Annotated in this window: 16 protein-coding genes; 5 read left to right on the top strand and 11 right to left on the bottom strand. The window is 63.0% G+C overall.

The window, feature by feature from the left end:
• Window positions 1–59: 59 nt before the first annotated feature.
• A complete protein-coding gene (locus HFO99_RS19740) occupies window positions 60–944 on the top strand; it encodes a GntR family transcriptional regulator (RefSeq protein ID WP_222363056.1) in 885 nt (294 codons plus the stop codon).
• Between the two features lie 51 nt (window positions 945–995).
• Here the strand turns inward: HFO99_RS19740 and lpxK are convergent, their stop codons facing one another.
• The 6 genes from lpxK to HFO99_RS19710 all read right to left on the bottom strand — a co-directional run bounded on the left by lpxK (window position 996) and on the right by HFO99_RS19710 (window position 6,942).
• Window positions 996–2,069, bottom strand: a complete 1,074-nt coding sequence (gene lpxK / locus HFO99_RS19735; protein WP_222363054.1) for a tetraacyldisaccharide 4'-kinase — start codon at window positions 2,067–2,069, stop codon at window positions 996–998.
• Window positions 2,070–2,173: 104 nt separating this feature from the next.
• Entirely contained in the window at window positions 2,174–2,896 is a 723-nt protein-coding gene (locus tag HFO99_RS19730) for an HAD family hydrolase (protein ID WP_222363052.1), read from the bottom strand.
• Window positions 2,897–2,905: 9 nt separating this feature from the next.
• The gene (gene waaA, locus HFO99_RS19725) at window positions 2,906–4,225 is read right to left on the bottom strand and encodes a lipid IV(A) 3-deoxy-D-manno-octulosonic acid transferase (protein WP_222363050.1); all 1,320 of its coding nucleotides are present in this window, start codon (window positions 4,223–4,225) and stop codon (window positions 2,906–2,908) included.
• 171 nt (window positions 4,226–4,396) lie between these two features.
• Window positions 4,397–4,645 (bottom strand): DUF4170 domain-containing protein, encoded by a 249-nt coding sequence (locus HFO99_RS19720; protein WP_017962996.1) that lies wholly within the window; start codon window positions 4,643–4,645, stop codon window positions 4,397–4,399.
• A 62-nt stretch (window positions 4,646–4,707) separates the two neighbouring features.
• A complete protein-coding gene (locus HFO99_RS19715) occupies window positions 4,708–5,517 on the bottom strand; it encodes a 3'(2'),5'-bisphosphate nucleotidase CysQ (RefSeq protein WP_222363048.1) in 810 nt (269 codons plus the stop codon).
• A 78-nt stretch (window positions 5,518–5,595) separates the two neighbouring features.
• Window positions 5,596–6,942, bottom strand: a complete 1,347-nt coding sequence (locus HFO99_RS19710; RefSeq protein WP_222363046.1) for a TldD/PmbA family protein — start codon at window positions 6,940–6,942, stop codon at window positions 5,596–5,598.
• A 119-nt stretch (window positions 6,943–7,061) separates the two neighbouring features.
• On the opposite strand from HFO99_RS19710, the gene HFO99_RS19705 reads away from it, so the two are divergent.
• The 3 genes from HFO99_RS19705 to HFO99_RS19695 all read left to right on the top strand — a co-directional run bounded on the left by HFO99_RS19705 (window position 7,062) and on the right by HFO99_RS19695 (window position 9,917).
• A complete protein-coding gene (locus tag HFO99_RS19705; RefSeq protein WP_222363043.1) occupies window positions 7,062–8,876 on the top strand; it encodes a monovalent cation:proton antiporter-2 (CPA2) family protein in 1,815 nt (604 codons plus the stop codon).
• A 120-nt stretch (window positions 8,877–8,996) separates the two neighbouring features.
• The gene (locus HFO99_RS19700; RefSeq protein WP_222363041.1) at window positions 8,997–9,368 is read left to right on the top strand and encodes a VOC family protein; all 372 of its coding nucleotides are present in this window, start codon (window positions 8,997–8,999) and stop codon (window positions 9,366–9,368) included.
• Between the two features lie 3 nt (window positions 9,369–9,371).
• On the top strand, window positions 9,372–9,917 hold the full coding sequence (locus HFO99_RS19695) for an EVE domain-containing protein (RefSeq protein ID WP_222363039.1): 546 nt from the start codon (window positions 9,372–9,374) through the stop codon (window positions 9,915–9,917).
• A gap of 124 nt (window positions 9,918–10,041) precedes the next feature.
• On the opposite strand, the gene HFO99_RS19690 is transcribed toward HFO99_RS19695, so the two are convergent.
• From HFO99_RS19690 to HFO99_RS19680, 3 genes are read right to left on the bottom strand one after another with little or no spacing between them, the layout of a single operon-like run.
• Window positions 10,042–10,923: a patatin-like phospholipase family protein gene (locus HFO99_RS19690; RefSeq protein WP_027685828.1), complete on the bottom strand. Its 882-nt coding sequence runs from the start codon at window positions 10,921–10,923 to the stop codon at window positions 10,042–10,044.
• Between the two features lie 12 nt (window positions 10,924–10,935).
• Window positions 10,936–11,496 carry a 16S rRNA (guanine(966)-N(2))-methyltransferase RsmD gene (gene rsmD / locus HFO99_RS19685; RefSeq protein ID WP_222363037.1) on the bottom strand — a complete coding sequence of 187 codons (561 nt, stop codon included), beginning with the start codon at window positions 11,494–11,496 and terminating at the stop codon, window positions 10,936–10,938.
• Entirely contained in the window at window positions 11,477–13,528 is a 2,052-nt protein-coding gene (locus HFO99_RS19680; protein WP_222363036.1) for a pseudouridine synthase, read from the bottom strand. The genes rsmD and HFO99_RS19680 overlap by 20 nt, the downstream gene beginning before the upstream one ends.
• A 90-nt stretch (window positions 13,529–13,618) precedes the next feature.
• On the opposite strand from HFO99_RS19680, the gene HFO99_RS19675 reads away from it, so the two are divergent.
• A complete protein-coding gene (locus HFO99_RS19675; RefSeq protein ID WP_025393333.1) occupies window positions 13,619–14,056 on the top strand; it encodes a nucleoside deaminase in 438 nt (145 codons plus the stop codon).
• A 50-nt stretch (window positions 14,057–14,106) separates the two neighbouring features.
• Here the strand turns inward: HFO99_RS19675 and HFO99_RS19670 are convergent, their stop codons facing one another.
• Window positions 14,107–14,736, bottom strand: a complete 630-nt coding sequence (locus tag HFO99_RS19670; protein ID WP_222310412.1) for a hypothetical protein — start codon at window positions 14,734–14,736, stop codon at window positions 14,107–14,109.
• Window positions 14,737–14,869: 133 nt separating this feature from the next.
• Complete coding sequence (gene ileS / locus HFO99_RS19665) at window positions 14,870–17,761, bottom strand: isoleucine--tRNA ligase (RefSeq protein WP_222363035.1); 2,892 nt, start codon at window positions 17,759–17,761, stop codon at window positions 14,870–14,872.
• Between the last annotated feature and the right edge of the window lie 63 nt (window positions 17,762–17,824).

Here is a 17,824-nt window from a genome sequence, read left to right as displayed (position 1 = left end):
ATGATACACGTGCGTCAACTTGTTTTTTATGGATAACTAACCATACTAGGAGTTGTGCCATGCGAACGGATACGACCTTCAAGCGGGCATTCAATGATATGATCGATATCATTCGGACGCTCGATCTTGGGGAGGAATTGCCGTCCGAAAATGCACTGCGCGCCCAGCTTGGCGTGAGCAGAACAACGGTGCGGAAGGTGCTGGCCGGGATGTCCGCACGTGGGATCATCATATCTGAAGCGCACAGGCGGATCATAGGTGAACAACCGCAGCAGATAGAGCGCTATCCGAAGGAAGAGACCTTAGCCATTTCGGAACAGGTCGAGACGAGCTTCATGGAATGGATGCTGCGCGGCGACGCCTGTCCGGGTACAGAAATCAATGAGACGGAATTAGCTCGGAAATTCGGCGTCGCGACAACGATTGTCCGTGAGTTTCTCAATCGATTTCAGAAATATGGGCTGATCGAGAAGCGTCAGAATGCTGGCTGGGTTTTTAAAGGGTTCACAGCCAGTTTCGCACTCGAACTGTTCGAGATCAGAGAGATGTTCGAAATGCGCTCCGCACGGCTTTTCGCTGCCCTGCCCGACGGGTCGCCCCTCTGGAAACAGATCCAATCCATGCGGGCGGCACATTTGGAACTGCTCGCGGATATCGACGCTCGGTTTCAGGATTTCTCGGAGCTGGACAGCCGCTTCCACCGGCTGATTACGGCAGTCGCGCCAAACCGCTTTATCGAAAGCTTCCAAGACGTGATAGCCATGGTGTTTCACTATCACTATCAGTGGAACAAGCGTGATGAACGCGCGCGGAATGAGGTCGCCATTGGCGAACATCTCGCGCTGATCGAAGCCATCGAAAGCCGCAATATCGCGTTGATCGATCGCGCATACCGGTTGCATCTGACTTCCGCCCGCGAGACTTTGCTTCACTCGATCGCGTGATCGCATTGCAGATACAGATGTGCGCAGGACGAGATGTTTCGCAGCAGCCTGTTAGAGCGCTTCAGTCTTTCCTGGAATCGCTTTAACCCCGGCCTTCATCTCCCGCAGCCGCCGCTCGCGGCAGGCGGCGATCGCCCGGTCGATGATGAGGCTGGGGGCGAGGTGGTCCTCGAATACCATGTCGACCTCGATCACCCGGCTCCTTTCGGCGAGTCGCGCCGCCTTGCCGTGGTGGCCGCAGAGGCGGACGAAATCCTTGGAGGTGGTGACGATCAGAAGGCCCTGCCGTTCGGCGGTCGTCAGGATGTCGTCGATCTCCTCCTCGGTCAGGTGCTCGTGATCTCCGAAGGACTTGGTGACGACAATTTCGGCGCCGCGGGATTCGACCGTGCGGAAGAATTTGGGGGGATCGGCGATGCCGGCGAAGGCAAGCACCTTCGTGCCGGCCAGCGTATTGTCGCCGCGCACTTTCAGCGATGCGGTGAAATACGGCTTTGCCGCGCGCGCAGCCATGCGGACGATCCTGTCGGCGGCATTGCCGCCGCCGACCTTCAGCAGCGCCGTCGCAGAGCGCAGCTGCTGGCGGACCGGAGCACGGACCGGACCACCCGGCACGGTATGGCCGTTGCCGAGGCCGCGGGTCGCGTCGATGACGAGCAGGGCATAGTCGATCGCCAGCCGGGCACTCTGGAACCCGTCATCCATGATGATGAGATCGGCGCCCTCCGCCACCAGGCGCTGAGCCCCTTCAACGCGCCGGCGGGAAATCACCGTCAGGGCCTCCTGGGCAAGCAGCAACGGCTCATCGCCGACGGCAATCGCCCGGTGATGATCGGGATCGACCACGGTAGTCACATCGAGCGAGCCGCCGTAGCCCCTGCTGAGAAAGCCGGGCTTCAGCCCCTTCGCCTTGGCGGCGCGAGCGATCGTCAGCGCCGTCGGCGTCTTGCCGGCGCCGCCGACGGTGAAATTGCCGACGCAGATGACCGGAATGGGAACGGAGGCGCGGCGCGCATGGGCCATACGGTGGCCGGCGATACGGCCATAGAGAAAAGAAAGCGGCAGCAGCAGCCAGGCCCGCCAATCGGCTTTCCTCCACCAGAACGGCGGCGCTTCGGATATCATCTTGCCGTCCCGCTCCCCTGGCCGCCTCTGTTTACGGCCAGCCCCCTGCTTCTCGACGCAGGGATTGAGAAGCCAAAACCTGAAAAAATGCAAGCCCTTACCTGTCAGGCCGGCTGCAGGTCCGGCAGCAGGGTCTCGATGGCAGTGATATCATCGAGCACATGATCGGCCGCGGCGGCCAGCGTCTCCCGCGAACCGGTGCCGGTCAGCACCGCGATCCGCAGCCCCGTCCCGGCATTCAGACCCATGTGCAGATCGTGATTGTTGTCGCCGACCATGGCGACCTCGGCCGGCGAAAGACCGGTCGCAGCGCAGAAGCCGAGCACCATGCCCGGCTCCGGCTTGACGCCGAAACCGCTGTCGTACCCGGCGATATAATCGACATAGCGGGCGAAGCCGAAGCGTTCGGCCGTCTGGCGGATCGACCGTTCATTGTCGCTGGAGGCGACACCGAGCTTGAAGCCGCGCCGATGCAGCCGGGCGAAGAAGCCGGCAAGGTCGGTCACCGGCACGGAAAATTCGGCGGCGCTGGAAAAGAGTGCGTCGAGGCGGACCGTCAACTCGTCGACATCGACCATCGAGCCCGCCGCAACGAGGCCCGAAGCGATCTGGCGGGTATTGCCGGCTGCAAGCAGGCTGTCGGGAATGATGTGGCCGGTCACCGGATCCATGCCGCAGGCGGAAAGCAGATGGTTGGCGAGAAGCTCATCCCCCTGAGCTGCGATGCGAGCAAGCTCGCGGTTGACCGGCAGCCAGCTCTCGTCATAGTCGAGCAGCGTGCCGTCCTTGTCGAAGAGAATGCCTTTGATAGGGGACGCTGCCGACATCATATCTCCTCAGACCTGGGCCACGGCCTTGGGCAGCAGCCGAGCCTTCACCGTCAGCGGATTGATATAGGGTTCCAGCCCCTTGACTGTCGCTGTCAGCGCACCGCGCATTTCGTGCACGGCGGTGATGCCAGCTTCGATCATAGTGCGGCGGGCGTCGTCATTGGTCAGCAGATAATGCACGCCCTTGGCCAGCATCTCGGTATCGCGCACCATGCGGGCGCTGCCGCTGCGGGCAAGCTTCTGATAGGCATCGCGGAAATTCTGCACATGGCCGCCGGAGAGAATGGCGCAGCCGAGCATGGCGGGCTCCAGCGGGTTCTGGCCACCTTCGGCAAAGAGCGAGCGGCCGACGAAGGCGATTTCCGTCAGTCTCAAATAGAGGCCCATTTCGCCGATCGTGTCGCCGAGGAAGATATCGACATCGGCGGACAAGACATCGTCGCGGGTGCGGCGGGCGACCTTCAGCCCCTGCTTTACCAGGGCCGCCTCGATCTCGTCGCTGCGTTCGGGATGGCGCGGCACGATGATCGTCAATTGACGGTCGCGCTCCCTCAACGCCCGGTGAACGATGGCGGCGGCGTTCTCCTCGCCGTCGAAGGTCGAGATCGCCGCCCAGGTCTTTCTCTCGCCGATCTGTTTCTTATAGCGGGCGAAGACAGCGCTGTCATAAGGTGGTGCGTCGGTATCGACCTTCAGATTGCCCGAGGTGATGACGGGGACAGCACCGAGATCGCGGAAACGTTCGGCATCGACATCCGACTGGGCGATGACCAGGGCGAGATTCTCGAACAAAGCTTCGGCAATCGACGGACGGCGGCGCCAGCGGGCGAAGGAGCGGTCCGACATACGGGCATTGATCAGGATCTGCGGAATGCGGCGGCGGCCAAGCTCCAGCACCGTTGCCGGCCAGATCTCGGATTCGGCGATGATGGCGCAATCGGGCTGCCAATAGTCGAGGAAACGGCTGACGGAGGGCTTCAGGTCGAGCGGCACATATTGATGGATCGCTTCCTCGCCGAGGCGCTCGGCGGCGAGCTTGGCGGATGTAATGGTGCCGGTCGTCAGGACGACATGGATGTCGCGGCGGCGGATTTCGCGGATCAGCGGGATGACGGCATTGGTTTCACCGACGCTTGCGGCGTGAAACCAGATGAGCGGGCCCTGTGGCCGGTTGGCGCTCGGATAGCCGAAGCGTTCCAGGCGGCGGGCCCGGTCTTCCTTGCCCTTGGCCGTGCGGTAGGTGATATAGAGACCGACGACAGGAGAGGCCACGGTTCCCGCCAGACGGTATGCGCTCAAACCGAAGCGCGCCATCCGGGAGCTCATTGCGCCAGCCTCCGATCAAAACCGATCGACATCAAACCCATTCCCTCATTATCGTTGCGGCCGCAATGACCGATTAATTTGTTCAGAATGCGTCAAACAATCCGGATCGACGGCGCGCCCGATGCCCAAGCCCCGGTCGCCGAGCGGTCGGCCGGCAGCACTTGTCGAGGGTCAGTTGCCCTTGGCCTTTTCCTGCGGATCAAGGAGACGATGCATGTGGACGATGAAGTAGCGCATATGCGCATTGTCGACCGTCTGCTGCGCCTTCGCCTTCCAGGCTGTCAGCGCCGTGGCATAATCCGGGAAAATGCCGACGATATCGAGACCCTGCAGATCACGGAACTGGACGTCATCGAGGCTCTCCAGTTCGCCGCCAAAAACGAGATGCAAAAGCTGCTTCTTGTCACCGGATTCAGTCATTTTTTGTTCTCTTTCTGCCTATTCTCCTCCGCCACCCCATCTGCGGGATTTTGACGGAAACGTCAACTGTCTCGTCGTCCCGCAAAGGCCGCGAGGAATTCGCCAAGGCGGGGCGTTGGGGCCGCGCAGAGGACTTTGTGGGTGACTTCGGCGCGGTTGTAGACGATCGGCCTGCCTTCGAGGTCGACGAGACTGCCGCCGGCGCAAACGAGGATCAGATCGGCGGCGGCAAGGTCCCAATCATGTGAATTGCCCTTGACGAAGGTGCCTTCCAGACGACCGTCCGCCACCATGGCGATGCGATAGGCGAGCGAGGGAATGTATTTCTCGCGCGTGACCCGGTCACGAAACTCCGACGGGAAGGCCTTCAGCAGGTCTTCGCCGATCGCAAGGCGGCTCATCTCTTCCGGTCCGGCGGCCGAGACGGTGAAGGGGGCACCGTTCTTCAGCGCCACGCCGCCCTCGACCGCCTCATAAAACTCCTCGAGCGCCGGGGCATAGAGCACGCCGGCGATCGGCCGGCCGCGATGAACCACCGCGACGCTGACGCACCAGACCTTCTGGCCGCCAAGGAAGGCGCGCGTGCCGTCGATCGGATCGATGATGAACAGCGTCTCGCGTGAGAGACGGTCGGCATCGTCCTCGGTTTCTTCCGACAGCCAGCCATAATCCGGCCGGGCTTTGCGCAGAATGGTCTCCAGCGTCTTGTTGGCGGCGAAATCGGCGGCGCTGACGGGAGAACGGTCCCCGTTCTTCCACCAGACCTCGGGCGACTGGTTGAAGAAGCCGAAAGCGACGGCGCCCGCCTCCTTTGCAGCATCGGCGATCAGCGTGAGATCGCTCTGCCACCGGGCTTTCTCCATGTCGCTCATCAGATCAATCCATTTCTCACTTCAATAGTCAGAGCATGATCTCGCCCGAAAACCGCTCACACTTTTCGGCATCATGCTCTAGCGCCCGGCGAGCGTCATGCCTTCGATGGCGAAGGTGGGGGCCGCGACGCCGAACTTGCGGTCGATGTCGTTTGCCGGCGTCAGGCGCATGAACATCTCCTTGAGGTTCGAGGCGATCGTCACCTCGGAGACAGGGAAGGTGAGTTCGCCGTTCTCGATCCAGAAGCCGGTGGCACCGCGGCTGTATTCGCCGGTGATCATGTTGACGCCGTGGCCGATCAATTCGGTGACATAGAAACCGTCACCGACGCTGCGGATCAGATCCTCCGCCGCGATGTCGCCGGGTTCCAGGGCAAGATTGGTGGAGGAGGGCGAGACGGCAGTGCCGCCGCGCACGCCGCGGCCGTTGGTCTCCAGACCCAATTCGCGCGCGGCCGAGGTCGAGAGGAACCAGTGCTTCAAGACGCCGTCCTCGATCATCACCAGCCGCTCGCCCGACACGCCCTCGCCGTCGAAGGGCCGCGAGGAAGGCCCCCGCACGATCAGCGGATCGTCGGTGATCGACAGGCCGGATTTCAGCACCTGCTGACCCATTTTGTCGCGCAGGAAGCTGGACTTGCGGGCAACGGCAGCGCCGTTGATCGCTCCGGCGATATGGCCGACGAAGCCGCGGGCGACACGCGGGTCGAATATCACCGTGACGTCCTTGCCAGTCGGCACCTGGCGCGGATTGATGCGCTTGATCACCCGTTCGCCGGCGCGACGGCCGATTTCAGCGGGATCGTCGAGCTCGGCATAATAGAGGCGGCTGTCGAAATCATAGTCGCGTTCCATGCCGGTGCCTTCGCCAGCGATGACGCTGACGGAATGGCCGAAACGCGAGGCCATGTAACTGCCCTCGAAACCGTGCGAGGTGACAAGAACGAGGCCGCCCATGCCGGCCGACGCACCGGCGCCGGAGGAATTGGTGACGCCCTTGACCGCAAGGGCGGCTGCTTCTGCGGCAAGGCTCGCCTCGCGCAGCATCTCGGAGGAGACCACGGTGGTGTCGAGCAATTGCAGATCGGGATAGGATTTCGAGAGGATCGCCTCATCCGCAAGGCAGGCGAACGGGTCTTCCGGGGAAACCTTGGCCATGGCGACGGCGCGTTCGGCCAGCGCCTGGAGATCGAAGCCCGGATTGGCCGAAACGCTGGCGACACGCTTGCCGATGAAGACGCGCAGGGAAAAATCGTCGCTTTCGGAGGACTCCGTGCCCTCGACCTTGCCGAGGCGGACGCTGACCGATTGCGAGCGCGACCGGACGACGACGGCGTCGGCGGCATCGGCCCCTGCCTTCCTTGCCAGATCGATCAATTGACTTGCGCGGGAAAGAAGTGTCGAGGAATCAATTTCAGAGGACATGATTTGGCCTTTCCTTCGGCTTCCATTTATTGTGCACTCTCCAAAGCATCAAGGCCGCCGCCGCCGATTCTTTGTCGAGGCTGCTTGCTTGCTCCCCGCCATTGAAAGAAATTGCCAGCATGTCAGCGCCCAATGCCCTTTTTTCCGAAACGATCCTGCTGCTTGGCGGTGCGGTGGTCGCCGCGCCGATCTTCAAGAAACTCGGGCTCGGCACGGTGCTCGGCTACCTCGCCGCCGGCATCGTCATCGGCCCGGTCTCCCACGGCATTACCGATGGCGAACAGATCCTCGCCGTCGCCGAACTCGGCGTCGTCTTCCTGCTCTTCATCATCGGGCTGGAGTTGAAACCCACCCGCCTCTGGCAGATGCGGCGCGACATCTTCGGTCTCGGCACGGCGCAGGTGGTGGTGACGGGGCTGGCGCTGACCGCACTTGCCTGGTTTTCCCAGGTTCTCGACTGGCGCGGCAGCATCACTGCCGGCTTCGGCCTGGCGCTGTCTTCGACGGCCTTTGCCATGCAGATCCTCGAGGGCGACGGCGACGTCAATACGAGATACGGGCAGCGCTCCTTTTCGATGCTGCTGTTCCAGGACCTGGCGATCGTGCCGCTGCTGGCGCTGATCACCATCCTCGACGGCGGCGACAAGGGCAACAACGCGCCGCTGTTCGATTTCGCCGTCGCCGTCGGCGCGGTTGCGGCGATGATCGTCATGGGACGCTATCTGCTGACGCCGCTTTTCCAGATCATCGCCCGGACCGGCGCGCGCGAGGCGATGATCGCCGCGGCCCTCTTCGTCGTCATGGGATCGGCGAGCCTGATGCAGCTTGCCGGGCTTTCGATGGCGATGGGCGCCTTCCTATCCGGCGTGATGCTTGCCGAATCCTCCTACCGGCACGAGTTGGAGGCAGATATCGAGCCGTTCCGCGGCGTGTTGCTCGCCATCTTCTTCATCGCCGTCGGCCTGTCGCTGGAACTCGACGTCCTCGCTGACAACGCGCTCTTCGTCATCGTCGCCGTGCCGATCATCATGGCCATCAAGGCGATCGTCATCTATGGGCTCTGCCGGATCTCGGGCTCCCCGCACAACGATGCGATCCGCATCGCCTTCCTGCTGCCGCAGGGCGGCGAATTCGGCTTCGTGCTGTTCACTGCAGCAGGTACGACCGGGCTGATGTCTACGAGCACCGCCTCGCTGCTGATCGCAATCGTCACGCTGTCGATGGCGCTGACGCCGATCGGGGCGGCCCTTTCGAAGCGGCTGCTCAACGGCGACGAACAGGAGGAACTGGACGAGGATTTCGAGGGTGCAGGCGCCGACGTGCTGATGGTCGGCTTCTCGCGTTTCGGTCAGATCGCCGCCCAGATCCTGCTTGCCGGCGGCCGCAGCGTCACCGTCATCGATTTTTCCGCCGACCGCATCCGCCAGGCCTCCTCCTTCGGCTTCCGCATCTATTTCGGCGATGGCGCCCGCAAGGACGTGTTGCGCTCGGCCGGCATCGACCGTGCAAAGATCGTGCTTGTCTGCACGCAGAAGAAGGAAATCACCGACAAGGTGGTGGAGCTGGTGCAGGCAGATTATCCGCACACGCGGCTCTACGTGCGCTCCTACGACCGCATCCACTCAATCGAACTGCGCAACAAGGGCGTCGACTACGAGCTGCGTGAAACGCTGGAATCGGGCCTGCTCTTCGGACGGCGAACACTGGAGGCGCTCGGCGTTTCCGAGGTCGACGCCTACGAAATCGGCGAGGATATCCGCAAGCGCGATGAGGCGCGCCTGGTGCTGCAGGTGTCCGAGGGGCTACAGGCCGGGCGCGACATGCTGTTTTCCCACCCCGTCCGCCCCGAACCGCTGGTCAAGCCGAAGCGCGCTGCCGATCCCTTCGAGGACGATCCGCTGGCCGGGACCGCGGATGCGACGGCGGACGCGTAGATCAACTTCAGAACATGCGAAGCTTGAACATGGCGAACGCACCGCCGAGGGAATGCTACTGCCAGAATCTGTCAGCATGTCTCTGTAGAGATCCTGCTGACCGATAAACAGGAGCTTACCGTGATCGACAGCAACAGCATTCTACTCTTCGTAACCGACGCGCCAAAGAGCACCAGCTTCTATACCCGACTGCTCGGGCAGGACCCCGTTGAGGCCAGCTCGACCTTCGCCATGTTCATCCTGCCTTCGGGTCTGGCACTTGGACTCTGGGGCAAGACGGGCGTTGAGCCCGCGCCAGCTGCCATGGGCGGCGGCTGCGACCTCGGTTTCAAGGTGGCGACAGCAGACATGGTCGATACGCTTCACGCCGAATGGCAAGGCAAGGGCGCGACCATCCTCTTGCCGCCGACCAACCTCTATTTCGGCCGCACCTTCGTCGCAGCGGATCCCGACCGGCATCGCCTGCGCGTCTATAACGTGGCGGAAAGTTGAAACATGTCCCGCAACTGGATCGCAGTGGCATCGGCAAACCATGTACGCATCGGGCGGGAGGCCGGCTTCATGCAGGTCTGCCACGGAAAGGCCGCTCCGCTTAGGCGGAGCGCGCCCGGTGACCGCGTGATCTACTATTCGCCGACCGAAACATTTGGCGGCAGGGATCGGCTGCAAGCGTTCACGGCAATTGGCATGGTCAAGGAAAGCGAGGCATATCAGGTGGAAGTTCACCCCGACTTCCGCCCCTGGAGGCGGGATGTCGCCTGGCGACAGGCCATGGAAACTCCTATCCGGCCGCTGCTCGACCGACTATCTTTCACAAGCGGTCGGGCAAGCTGGGGCTACCAACTCCGCCTTGGTCTCTTCGAGATCGACAAAAACGATGCCGAGTTGATAGCCGAAGCGATGCTCAGTACGCCCGAGCAATTTGAGCTGCCCGACCCGCTCCGAAGCTCCCGAAAAATCGCACGGGCTCCAGCCTCCGCTTCCTTGACCCGTCCATCTTCGCGCGGGTCTGCACCGGCTATCGAACCGAATTTCGGCTGACCAAGCCTTGATCCGTGGACCAACGGCCAATCCAAGCGACAGAGCGGTTCAACTTTTCATGGAAGCGCTTTAACTTTTTGTTTTTACGGGCGGAAAACCGCTTTGCACTTTTCCTGGAAGTACTCTAGCGCTTCAGCCGAGCCTCGATCTCGCGGTCGAGCGCGAATTTCAGGTCGTCCTTGACGCCGACGGACATGGCAAGGACTTCTCGGGCCTTGAGGAAATCCATGACGCCGGTGCGGCCGACCGTCGGGCGCAGGAAGATATGCGGCGGGCGAAGCTTCAGCTTCAGCGAGATCGCCGTCTGCATCATCAGCTGGCCGGAACCGAAGATGCTCTCCATGCGGTTCGGAATATGGGTGCCGTCACCTTCCGGCGCGCCGACGACATCGATGCCGATGACGATGTCGGCTAGATCCATCAGGCATTCATAGGGCACCGGATTGCTGATACCGCCGTCGATCATCACGCGGTCGCGCAGGCGCACCGGCATGAAGACGGCGGGGATGGCGGAAGAGGCCGCGAGTGCGGGAAACAGCTCACCCTGTTCGATGATGACTTCGCACTGCCCGTAATAATCCGTGGTGATGACCTTCATCGGGACCAGCAGATCCTCGAAGCGGGCCGGCAGCTCGGACGGCAGGAAGGCTTTCAGGATCCGCTCCAGGTTGAACTGGCCAATGCGGATACCCTTGGCCACCGCATCGCGCACCGTCGCCGGCCTCAGTCCCCAGATGCGAGCGACGACCGCCGTCTTGTTGCCGACGGTCGTCAGCGCATGTTCGCGGATTTCGGCGCCCGACATGCCAGCGGCCATGCCGGCCGCCATGATCGCGCCGATCGACGAGCCTGATACCGCCACCGGGCGGATGCCGAGTTCGTCGAGCGTCTCGATGACATGGATATGAGAAAGCCCACGCGCACCGCCGCCGCCAAAAGCGACTGCGACCGTCGGCACATCGCTGATCGCAGGCAATTTCGGGCTGATGATCTCTGCCTGCTGCACGCCCGCCCCCGCTTATTGCGGCTGATATCGGAAGAAATGCACCCTCGTATCGCCAAAGATGCGGCTTTCGAGGAAAACATAGGAAGGATGCACGGAAACGACAACATCGGCGCGTTCTTCGAGCACCGCAATGGCGCCTGGCCCCAGCCAGCCGCCTTCGGCCGCCGCCGCCATCGCCTTTTCGCCGAGACCCTTGCCATAGGGCGGGTCGGCAAAGAGCACGTCGAAGGGTTCGAGATTGCCGACGCTGCCGAGATCGGTCGCATCCCGGCGGAGGATGCGCGTGCGGCCATGCAGGCCGAGCGCATCGATGTTCTCCCAGAGCAGCGCCCTGCCCTCGACGCTGTTTTCGACGAAGAGCGCATGGCGACAGCCGCGTGAAACGGCTTCGAGCCCGACGGCGCCGGTGCCGGCAAAAAGGTCGAGAATCCGGGTGCCATCGACGCATTCCGGATAGGCATGGCTCAATATATTGAACAGGCTCTCGCGCGTCCGGTCGGCAGTCGGCCGGATCTCGTTGGATTTTGGCACGGCGAGAGGCCGTCCGCGAAACTCACCGCCGACGATCCGCACCGCGCGTCATTCCTTTTCCTTTAGCACCACCTCTGGACGGCCCGCCCGCAGGCCTGTCGCCGCCCGGCCTGTCACCGCCCGGCTTGGCGCCTTTCGGCTTGCCGGAAAAATTCTTAGGCCCGCGGGGCTTGTCACCCGCAGGCTTGTCGCCGAACGATCTTTCGCCGCGCGGACGCTCGGAGCGGCCCTCACTGGCAAAACTTCTGGCTGCCCGCGGACGTTCGTCGCCTTCCTCGCGCGGCCTGCGATCACCACGCGGCTTGTCGCCGAAGGGCCGATCCCCACGCGGGGGACGATCGCCGAACGGCCGGTCGCCGCGCGGACGCTCCGAACGGCCCTCACCGGCAGAGCCTCTGGCGGCCCGAGGCCGCTTGTCGCCATCACCACGCGGCTTGCGATCACCACGCGGCTTGTCGCCGAAGGGCCGGTCTCCACGCGAGGGACGATCGCCGAACGGACGGTCGCCGCGCGGACGCTCCGAACGGCCCTCACCGGCGGAGCTTCTGGCGGCACGAGGCCGCTCGTCACCATCCGCACGCGGCTTGCGATCACCGCGCGGCTTGTCGCCGAAAGGGCGATCTCCACGCGAAGGACGATCACCGAACGGCCGTTCGCCGCGCGCCGGGCGGTCGCCATAACCGCGGTCTTCGCGGGCGGGGCGATCGCTAAAGCCGCGCTTGCGGCCGAAGCCCTCGCCCTCATCCTTGCGGCGGGGCTCTTCGCTCGAGCGGATCCATTCGCCATCCTCTTCGCGCACACGGTTCACCTGGGTGCGCGGGCGATCTTCGATGCGATCGAAACCAGTGCCTTTTGCCGGCGACTGCTCGCCGCGCTTGCGTGCGGTCTGCGCATTCTTGGCAGCTTTCGCCGCGGCCTTTTCGCCGAGCGGCCGGGCGCCCGGCGCCATCCAGACATTGGCGCTGCGGCGCTGACCGAGCGGCTGGGGACGCTTCGGCTTCTCGTCGTCCCTGCGGCCGCCGTCACGGCGATCGTCGTCTCTGCGCGCGCCGCCGTGGCGGTCGTCGCGCTTCGTATCGAGGCGGCTCAGCGCCCGTTCGCGCTTGTCCTCGTCGCGGCGCGGCCGTTCGCGCTTTTCCGGTGCTGCCGTCTCTGCCTCTTCCTCGGCGGCGACCGCCGTCGCATTGTAGATGGGCGCGTCGAAATTCGCCTTGGCTTCCTCGATGAGGCGCGGGCCGAGCTGGTCGCGCAGCGTGCGGCCGCGCACCTCGACGACATGACCTTCCGGCAGGTCGCCGAGCTGGAACGGGCCATAGGAAATGCGGATCAGGCGATTGACGTCGAGGCCGAGCGCGCCAAGCACGTTCTTGATTTCACGGTTCTTGCCTTCGCGAAGACCCATGGTAATCCAGACGTTCGAGCCTTGCGTGCGGTCGAGCGTCGCCTCGATCGAGCCGTAGAGCACACCGTCGACGGCGATGCCGTCCTTCAGCTTGTCGAGCGCGTCCTGATCGATCTCGCCATGGGCGCGGACCCGGTAACGCCGCAGCCAGCCGGTCGCCGGCAGCTCGAGCGCCCGGGCGAGACCGCCGTCATTGGTCAGGAGCAGCAGGCCTTCGGTGTTGATGTCGAGGCGGCCGATCGACATGACGCGCGGCAGTTCTTCCGGTAGGTTGTCGAAGACAGTCGGCCGGCCTTCCGGATCGGCATTGGTGGTCACCAGCCCGGTGGGCTTATGATAAAGCCACAGTCTGGTGCGTTCGATGCCGCGGATCGGCACGCCGTCGACTTCGATGCGGTCGGCGAGCGTGACGTTGACGACGGGGGTTTCGAGAACCCTGCCGTTCAGCGTCACACGGCCTTCCATGATCATGCGTTCGATGTCGCGGCGGGAGGCGACTCCGGCGCGTGCCATCACCTTGGAAATGCGTTCGGCCTTGGCCTCGCCATCGGTCTCGGCCGCGATTGGACGTGCGGCTGCAGCCTTTGCCGGCTTCGCATCGCCCGGCTTCGGCCCGGTGCCCCGTGAAAAGGGCTTTGCGCCCGGGCGTTTTGGCTTGTCTTTGGGTGTCATTTGTTGTTTGCCTGCCTTTTGGGCCTGTCTATCAGGTCACGCATCTGCGGTTAAGTGGAAATTCTTGCGATCGTGAAGACAAATCGTTTCATGGAGATGGCCCTCGAAGAGGCGCGTGCCGCCGGAGAACGCGGCGAGGTGCCGATCGGCGCCGTCGTCGTTATCGACGATATTGCCGTTTCACGCTCCGGAAACCGCACGCGCGAGCTCAAAGACGTGACCGCGCATGCCGAAATCGCCGCGATCCGGCTCGCCTGCGAAGCGCTAGGGCAGGAACGTCTTGTCGGCGCCGATCTCTACGTGACACTCGAGCCTTGCACCATGTGCGCAGCAGCCATCTCGTTTGCGCGTATCCGCAGGCTCTATTACGGCGCCGAGGACCCGAAGGGCGGCGCCGTCGACAATGGCGTGCGATTCTATGCGCAACCGACCTGTCACCACGCTCCGGAGGTCTATTCCGGTTTCAACGAGGTCCAATCGGCCGATCTGCTGCGAAGGTTCTTTTCGCAAAGGAGAGAGGCGCCGTAGTCCCAGTGCCGGTGCGCGGCGCCGTCATCCTTGCCGGCGCGCCGAACATGCTATTGCAGGAGGTTCCACCACTGCTTGCCGGTGTTGGCGACCGCTGCATCCTTCTTGCGCTTTTTCTGCTTCTTGAGCTCGGGCTCACCGACATCGTCGAGCTTTGCCGGATCGTCGACAGTGCGGTAGCCGGGCGGCGGATCCGATATATAGCGGCGCTGATCGATATAGGAGCCCTTCTGCAAGGCGCGGGCTTCGCGATAGGCCTTGGTCTGTTCTTCCGTCGTGCGCCGGCCGCCTTCGATCGCAGAGCTGGCGAGCGGCGAGCGGTAATTCGGATTGTCCGAATTCGCGTCGGCTTCCGAAACGAGACGGGCGCGGGTCTCCTCCGGCGATTCAAGCCATTGCGGATTGTCCTTGTTGGCGACCGTCTGCTGCGGCGCAATAAGGGTCTCCTTCTGCGCCTGCGCCGGCAGCACCAGCGTCGGGCGCGGCGTGTACTTGACGCCCTTGTTCTTCGGGTCCGGACCGGTCAACGACACGGACTGGCCAAGATCGTCGGTCAACTGTTCCATGGCGGTCTTGTCGGTGCCGTAGGTTGGACTGCTGGCGCAACCGGACACCAGGGAACATCCCGCCACGACAACAGACAGGCAGGCGCCCATACGGAACCAATGCGTTGCTAACATGAAAACCCTTCCAGCCCTGCCGGTGCAATCGTCGCCCAACCGGACAACCGTCCCCCTGACGCAAAAATCCGGCCATTTTCAGGCAGCTTTTACCGGATGAACCGCGAAAGCGCAATTCACCCGGCAATATTCTTCACTTGAGCGCGGCAAGCTCGCGAAGGGCAGCAGCGTCGCGGGCCGAAACATCGGGATATTCCGGATCGGAACCGACATCCCTGGTGATGCGCCAGGAGCGGGCGCATTTTTCACCCTCTGCAAGCTTCGGCACGACGCTGACCTCAGGCACCTCAGCCAGGCGGAAGGCATCCACTGGTCCTTCGCCGGCCTTGATCTCGATTGCCGAGGTGATGCAGACTTCGGTGAAGTCCTGGCCTTCCAGCGCCTTCAACAATTCCGGATCGGCGATGTGGACGACCGGAGCCGCTTCCAGCGAGGAGCCGATGCGCTTGTCCTTGCGCTCGATTTCCAGGGCGCCGGTCACGACCGAACGCACGGCGCGGATCTTCTTCCACTTCTCGGCGAGCGCATCGTTGCGCCATTCCTTTGCGACCGGGGCAAACTGCTCCAGATGCACGGAAATGGCGGACGGGTTGCGCGACAGCCAAGCCTCCTCGGTGGTGAAGGGCAGCATCGGGGCAAGCCATGTCACCATGCAATCGAAGATCTGGCGGATGACGTGCAGGCTGGCGCGCCGGCGGAGACTCGACGGCGCGTCGCAATAGAGCGCATCCTTGCGGACATCGAAATAGAAGGCCGACAGCTCGACATTGGCGAAGTCGATCAGCGCGCGAGCGATCTTCTTGAAGTCGAAGGCATCGTAGTTCTCGCGCACCAGCTCGTCGAGTTCGGCAAGCCGGTGCAGCATCAGCTGCTCCAGCTCCGGCAGGTCGGAAAGCGCGATCTCCTCGCCCTTGTCGTGGGCGAGCGTGCCGAGCATCCAGCGGATGGTGTTGCGCAGCTTGCGATAGGCGTCGACATTGGTCTGGATGATCGTCTTGCCGACGCGCAGGTCGTCGGCATAATCAGAGGTCATCACCCAGAGGCGCAGGATATCGGCGCCGGCATCCTTCATCACTTCCTGAGGTGCTGTGACGTTGCCCTTCGACTTCGACATCTTCTCGCCCTTCTCGTCCATGGTGAAACCATGGGTGAGGACGGCGTTGTAAGGCGCACGGCCGCGGGTGGCCGCCGATTCCAGCAGCGACGAATGAAACCAGCCGCGATGCTGGTCGGAACCTTCGAGATAAAGGTCGGCCGGCCACTTCAAATCCGGGCGGTCTTCGAGCGTGAAGGTGTGCGTCGAGCCAGAGTCGAACCAGACGTCGAGGATATCCATGACCTGGGTCCAGCGGGAATGGTCATGATCATTGCCGAGGAAACGCTCCTTGGCGCCCTCCGCAAACCAGGCGTCGGCGCCCTCATGTTCGAAGGCTTCGAGGATGCGGGCGTTGACGGCTTCATCGACCAGAACCTCGCCCTCATCGTCGGCAAAGACGGCGATCGGCACGCCCCAGGCGCGCTGGCGCGAGAGCACCCAGTCCGGGCGGCCCTCGATCATGGCGCGCAGGCGGTTCTGGCCGGCAGCCGGCACGAAGCGCGTATCGTCGATTGCACCGAGCGCGCGCGAACGCAGCGTCGTGCCGTCGGCAAGGGTCTTGTCCATATGGACGAACCATTGCGGCGTGTTGCGGAAGATGACCGGCTTCTTCGAGCGCCAGGAATGCGGATACTGATGCTTCAGCCGGCCGCGGGCAAAGAGCGCGCCGCGGGCGATCAGTTCCCTGATGACACGGTCGTTGGCATCGCCCTTCTTGCCGTTATCGTCGATGACGCGGGCGCCCTCGAAGCCGGGCGCGTCTGATGTGTAGAAGCCGCCGTCGTCGACCGGGAACGGGATCCTGGTCTCGATGCCGCGGGCCTCAAGCGTGCGGACAGCCGACATCCAGGCATCGAAGTCTTCGCGGCCGTGGCTGGGTGCGGTGTGGACGAAGCCGGTGCCGGCGTCATCAGTGACGTGGTCGCCGTCGAGCAGCGGCACGAGGAATTCATAGCCGCCGTCGAGACCCTTGAAGGGATGCGCGCAGGTCATCGCTGCGAAGTCGGCCGCAGAGACATCGCTCAAGCGCTTGTACTGCAGCTTGGCCTTGGCGAAGGATTCCTCGGCCAGCTTATCGGCAAAGATCAGCTTTTCGCCGGGACGCGGACCAAAATCGTTCTCGACCGCTGTCACCTCGTAGAGACCGTAGGAGACACGCGCGGAAAAGGAGACCGCGCGGTTGCCGGGGATCGTCCAGGGCGTGGTCGTCCAGATGACCACGAACGCATCCTTGAGCGCGGCCGGACCTTCAACCACCGGGAATTTCACCCAGATCGTATCGCTCTCATAATCCTGGTATTCGACCTCGGCCTCGGCCAACGCCGTGCGCTCGACGACCGACCACATGATCGGCTTGGAGCCGCGATAAAGCTGACCGCTTGCCGCGATCTTCAAGAGTTCGCCGGCGATGCGCGATTCCGCGTGGAAGTTCATCGTCGTATAGGGATTGTCGAAGTCACCCTCGATGCCAAGGCGCTTGAACTCTTCCGCCTGGACCTTGATCCAGCCAGTGGCGAATTCACGGCATTCCCGGCGGAATTCGTTGACCGGGACCTCGTCCTTGTTCTTGCCCTTTTCGCGGTATTTCTCTTCGATCTTCCATTCGATCGGCAGGCCGTGGCAATCCCATCCGGGCACGTAATTGGCGTCGTAGCCGCGCATCTGGAACGAACGGTTGATGACGTCCTTGAGGATCTTGTTCAGCGCGTGGCCGATATGGATGTTGCCGTTGGCATAGGGCGGACCGTCGTGAAGGACGAATTTCTCGCGGCCGGCGGCGGAAGCGCGCAGTTTCTTGTAGAGACCCATCTCCTGCCAGCGCTTGACGAGTTCCGGCTCCTTCTGGGGCAGGCCGGCGCGCATGGGAAAATCGGTCTCGGGCAAATAGAGGGTCTTCGAATAGTCGATCTTTTCGGCTGTGTCGGTCATGTCTGACAATCGTTTTCTGGCGGCCCAGGAAGGGGCGCAACGGGCGTGAAATAGCTGGTGACG

Origin of the sequence: Rhizobium leguminosarum (assembly GCF_019798305.1) — a bacterium.
GTDB lineage: Bacteria > Pseudomonadota > Alphaproteobacteria > Rhizobiales > Rhizobiaceae > Rhizobium > Rhizobium leguminosarum_U.
This window is presented reverse-complemented; position numbering and strand designations above follow the sequence as displayed.

Coding starts and splice junctions, on each gene's coding strand:
- HFO99_RS19740 (WP_222363056.1), top strand. CDS start 60: ATGCGAACGGATACGACCTTCAAGCGGGCATTCAATGATATGATCGAT.
- lpxK (WP_222363054.1), bottom strand. CDS start 2,069: ATGATATCCGAAGCGCCGCCGTTCTGGTGGAGGAAAGCCGATTGGCGG.
- HFO99_RS19730 (WP_222363052.1), bottom strand. CDS start 2,896: ATGTCGGCAGCGTCCCCTATCAAAGGCATTCTCTTCGACAAGGACGGC.
- waaA (WP_222363050.1), bottom strand. CDS start 4,225: ATGAGCTCCCGGATGGCGCGCTTCGGTTTGAGCGCATACCGTCTGGCG.
- HFO99_RS19720 (WP_017962996.1), bottom strand. CDS start 4,645: ATGACTGAATCCGGTGACAAGAAGCAGCTTTTGCATCTCGTTTTTGGC.
- HFO99_RS19715 (WP_222363048.1), bottom strand. CDS start 5,517: ATGAGCGACATGGAGAAAGCCCGGTGGCAGAGCGATCTCACGCTGATC.
- HFO99_RS19710 (WP_222363046.1), bottom strand. CDS start 6,942: ATGTCCTCTGAAATTGATTCCTCGACACTTCTTTCCCGCGCAAGTCAA.
- HFO99_RS19705 (WP_222363043.1), top strand. CDS start 7,062: ATGTCAGCGCCCAATGCCCTTTTTTCCGAAACGATCCTGCTGCTTGGC.
- HFO99_RS19695 (WP_222363039.1), top strand. CDS start 9,372: ATGTCCCGCAACTGGATCGCAGTGGCATCGGCAAACCATGTACGCATC.
- HFO99_RS19680 (WP_222363036.1), bottom strand. CDS start 13,528: ATGACACCCAAAGACAAGCCAAAACGCCCGGGCGCAAAGCCCTTTTCA.
- HFO99_RS19675 (WP_025393333.1), top strand. CDS start 13,619: ATGGAGATGGCCCTCGAAGAGGCGCGTGCCGCCGGAGAACGCGGCGAG.
- HFO99_RS19670 (WP_222310412.1), bottom strand. CDS start 14,736: ATGTTAGCAACGCATTGGTTCCGTATGGGCGCCTGCCTGTCTGTTGTC.
- ileS (WP_222363035.1), bottom strand. CDS start 17,761: ATGACCGACACAGCCGAAAAGATCGACTATTCGAAGACCCTCTATTTG.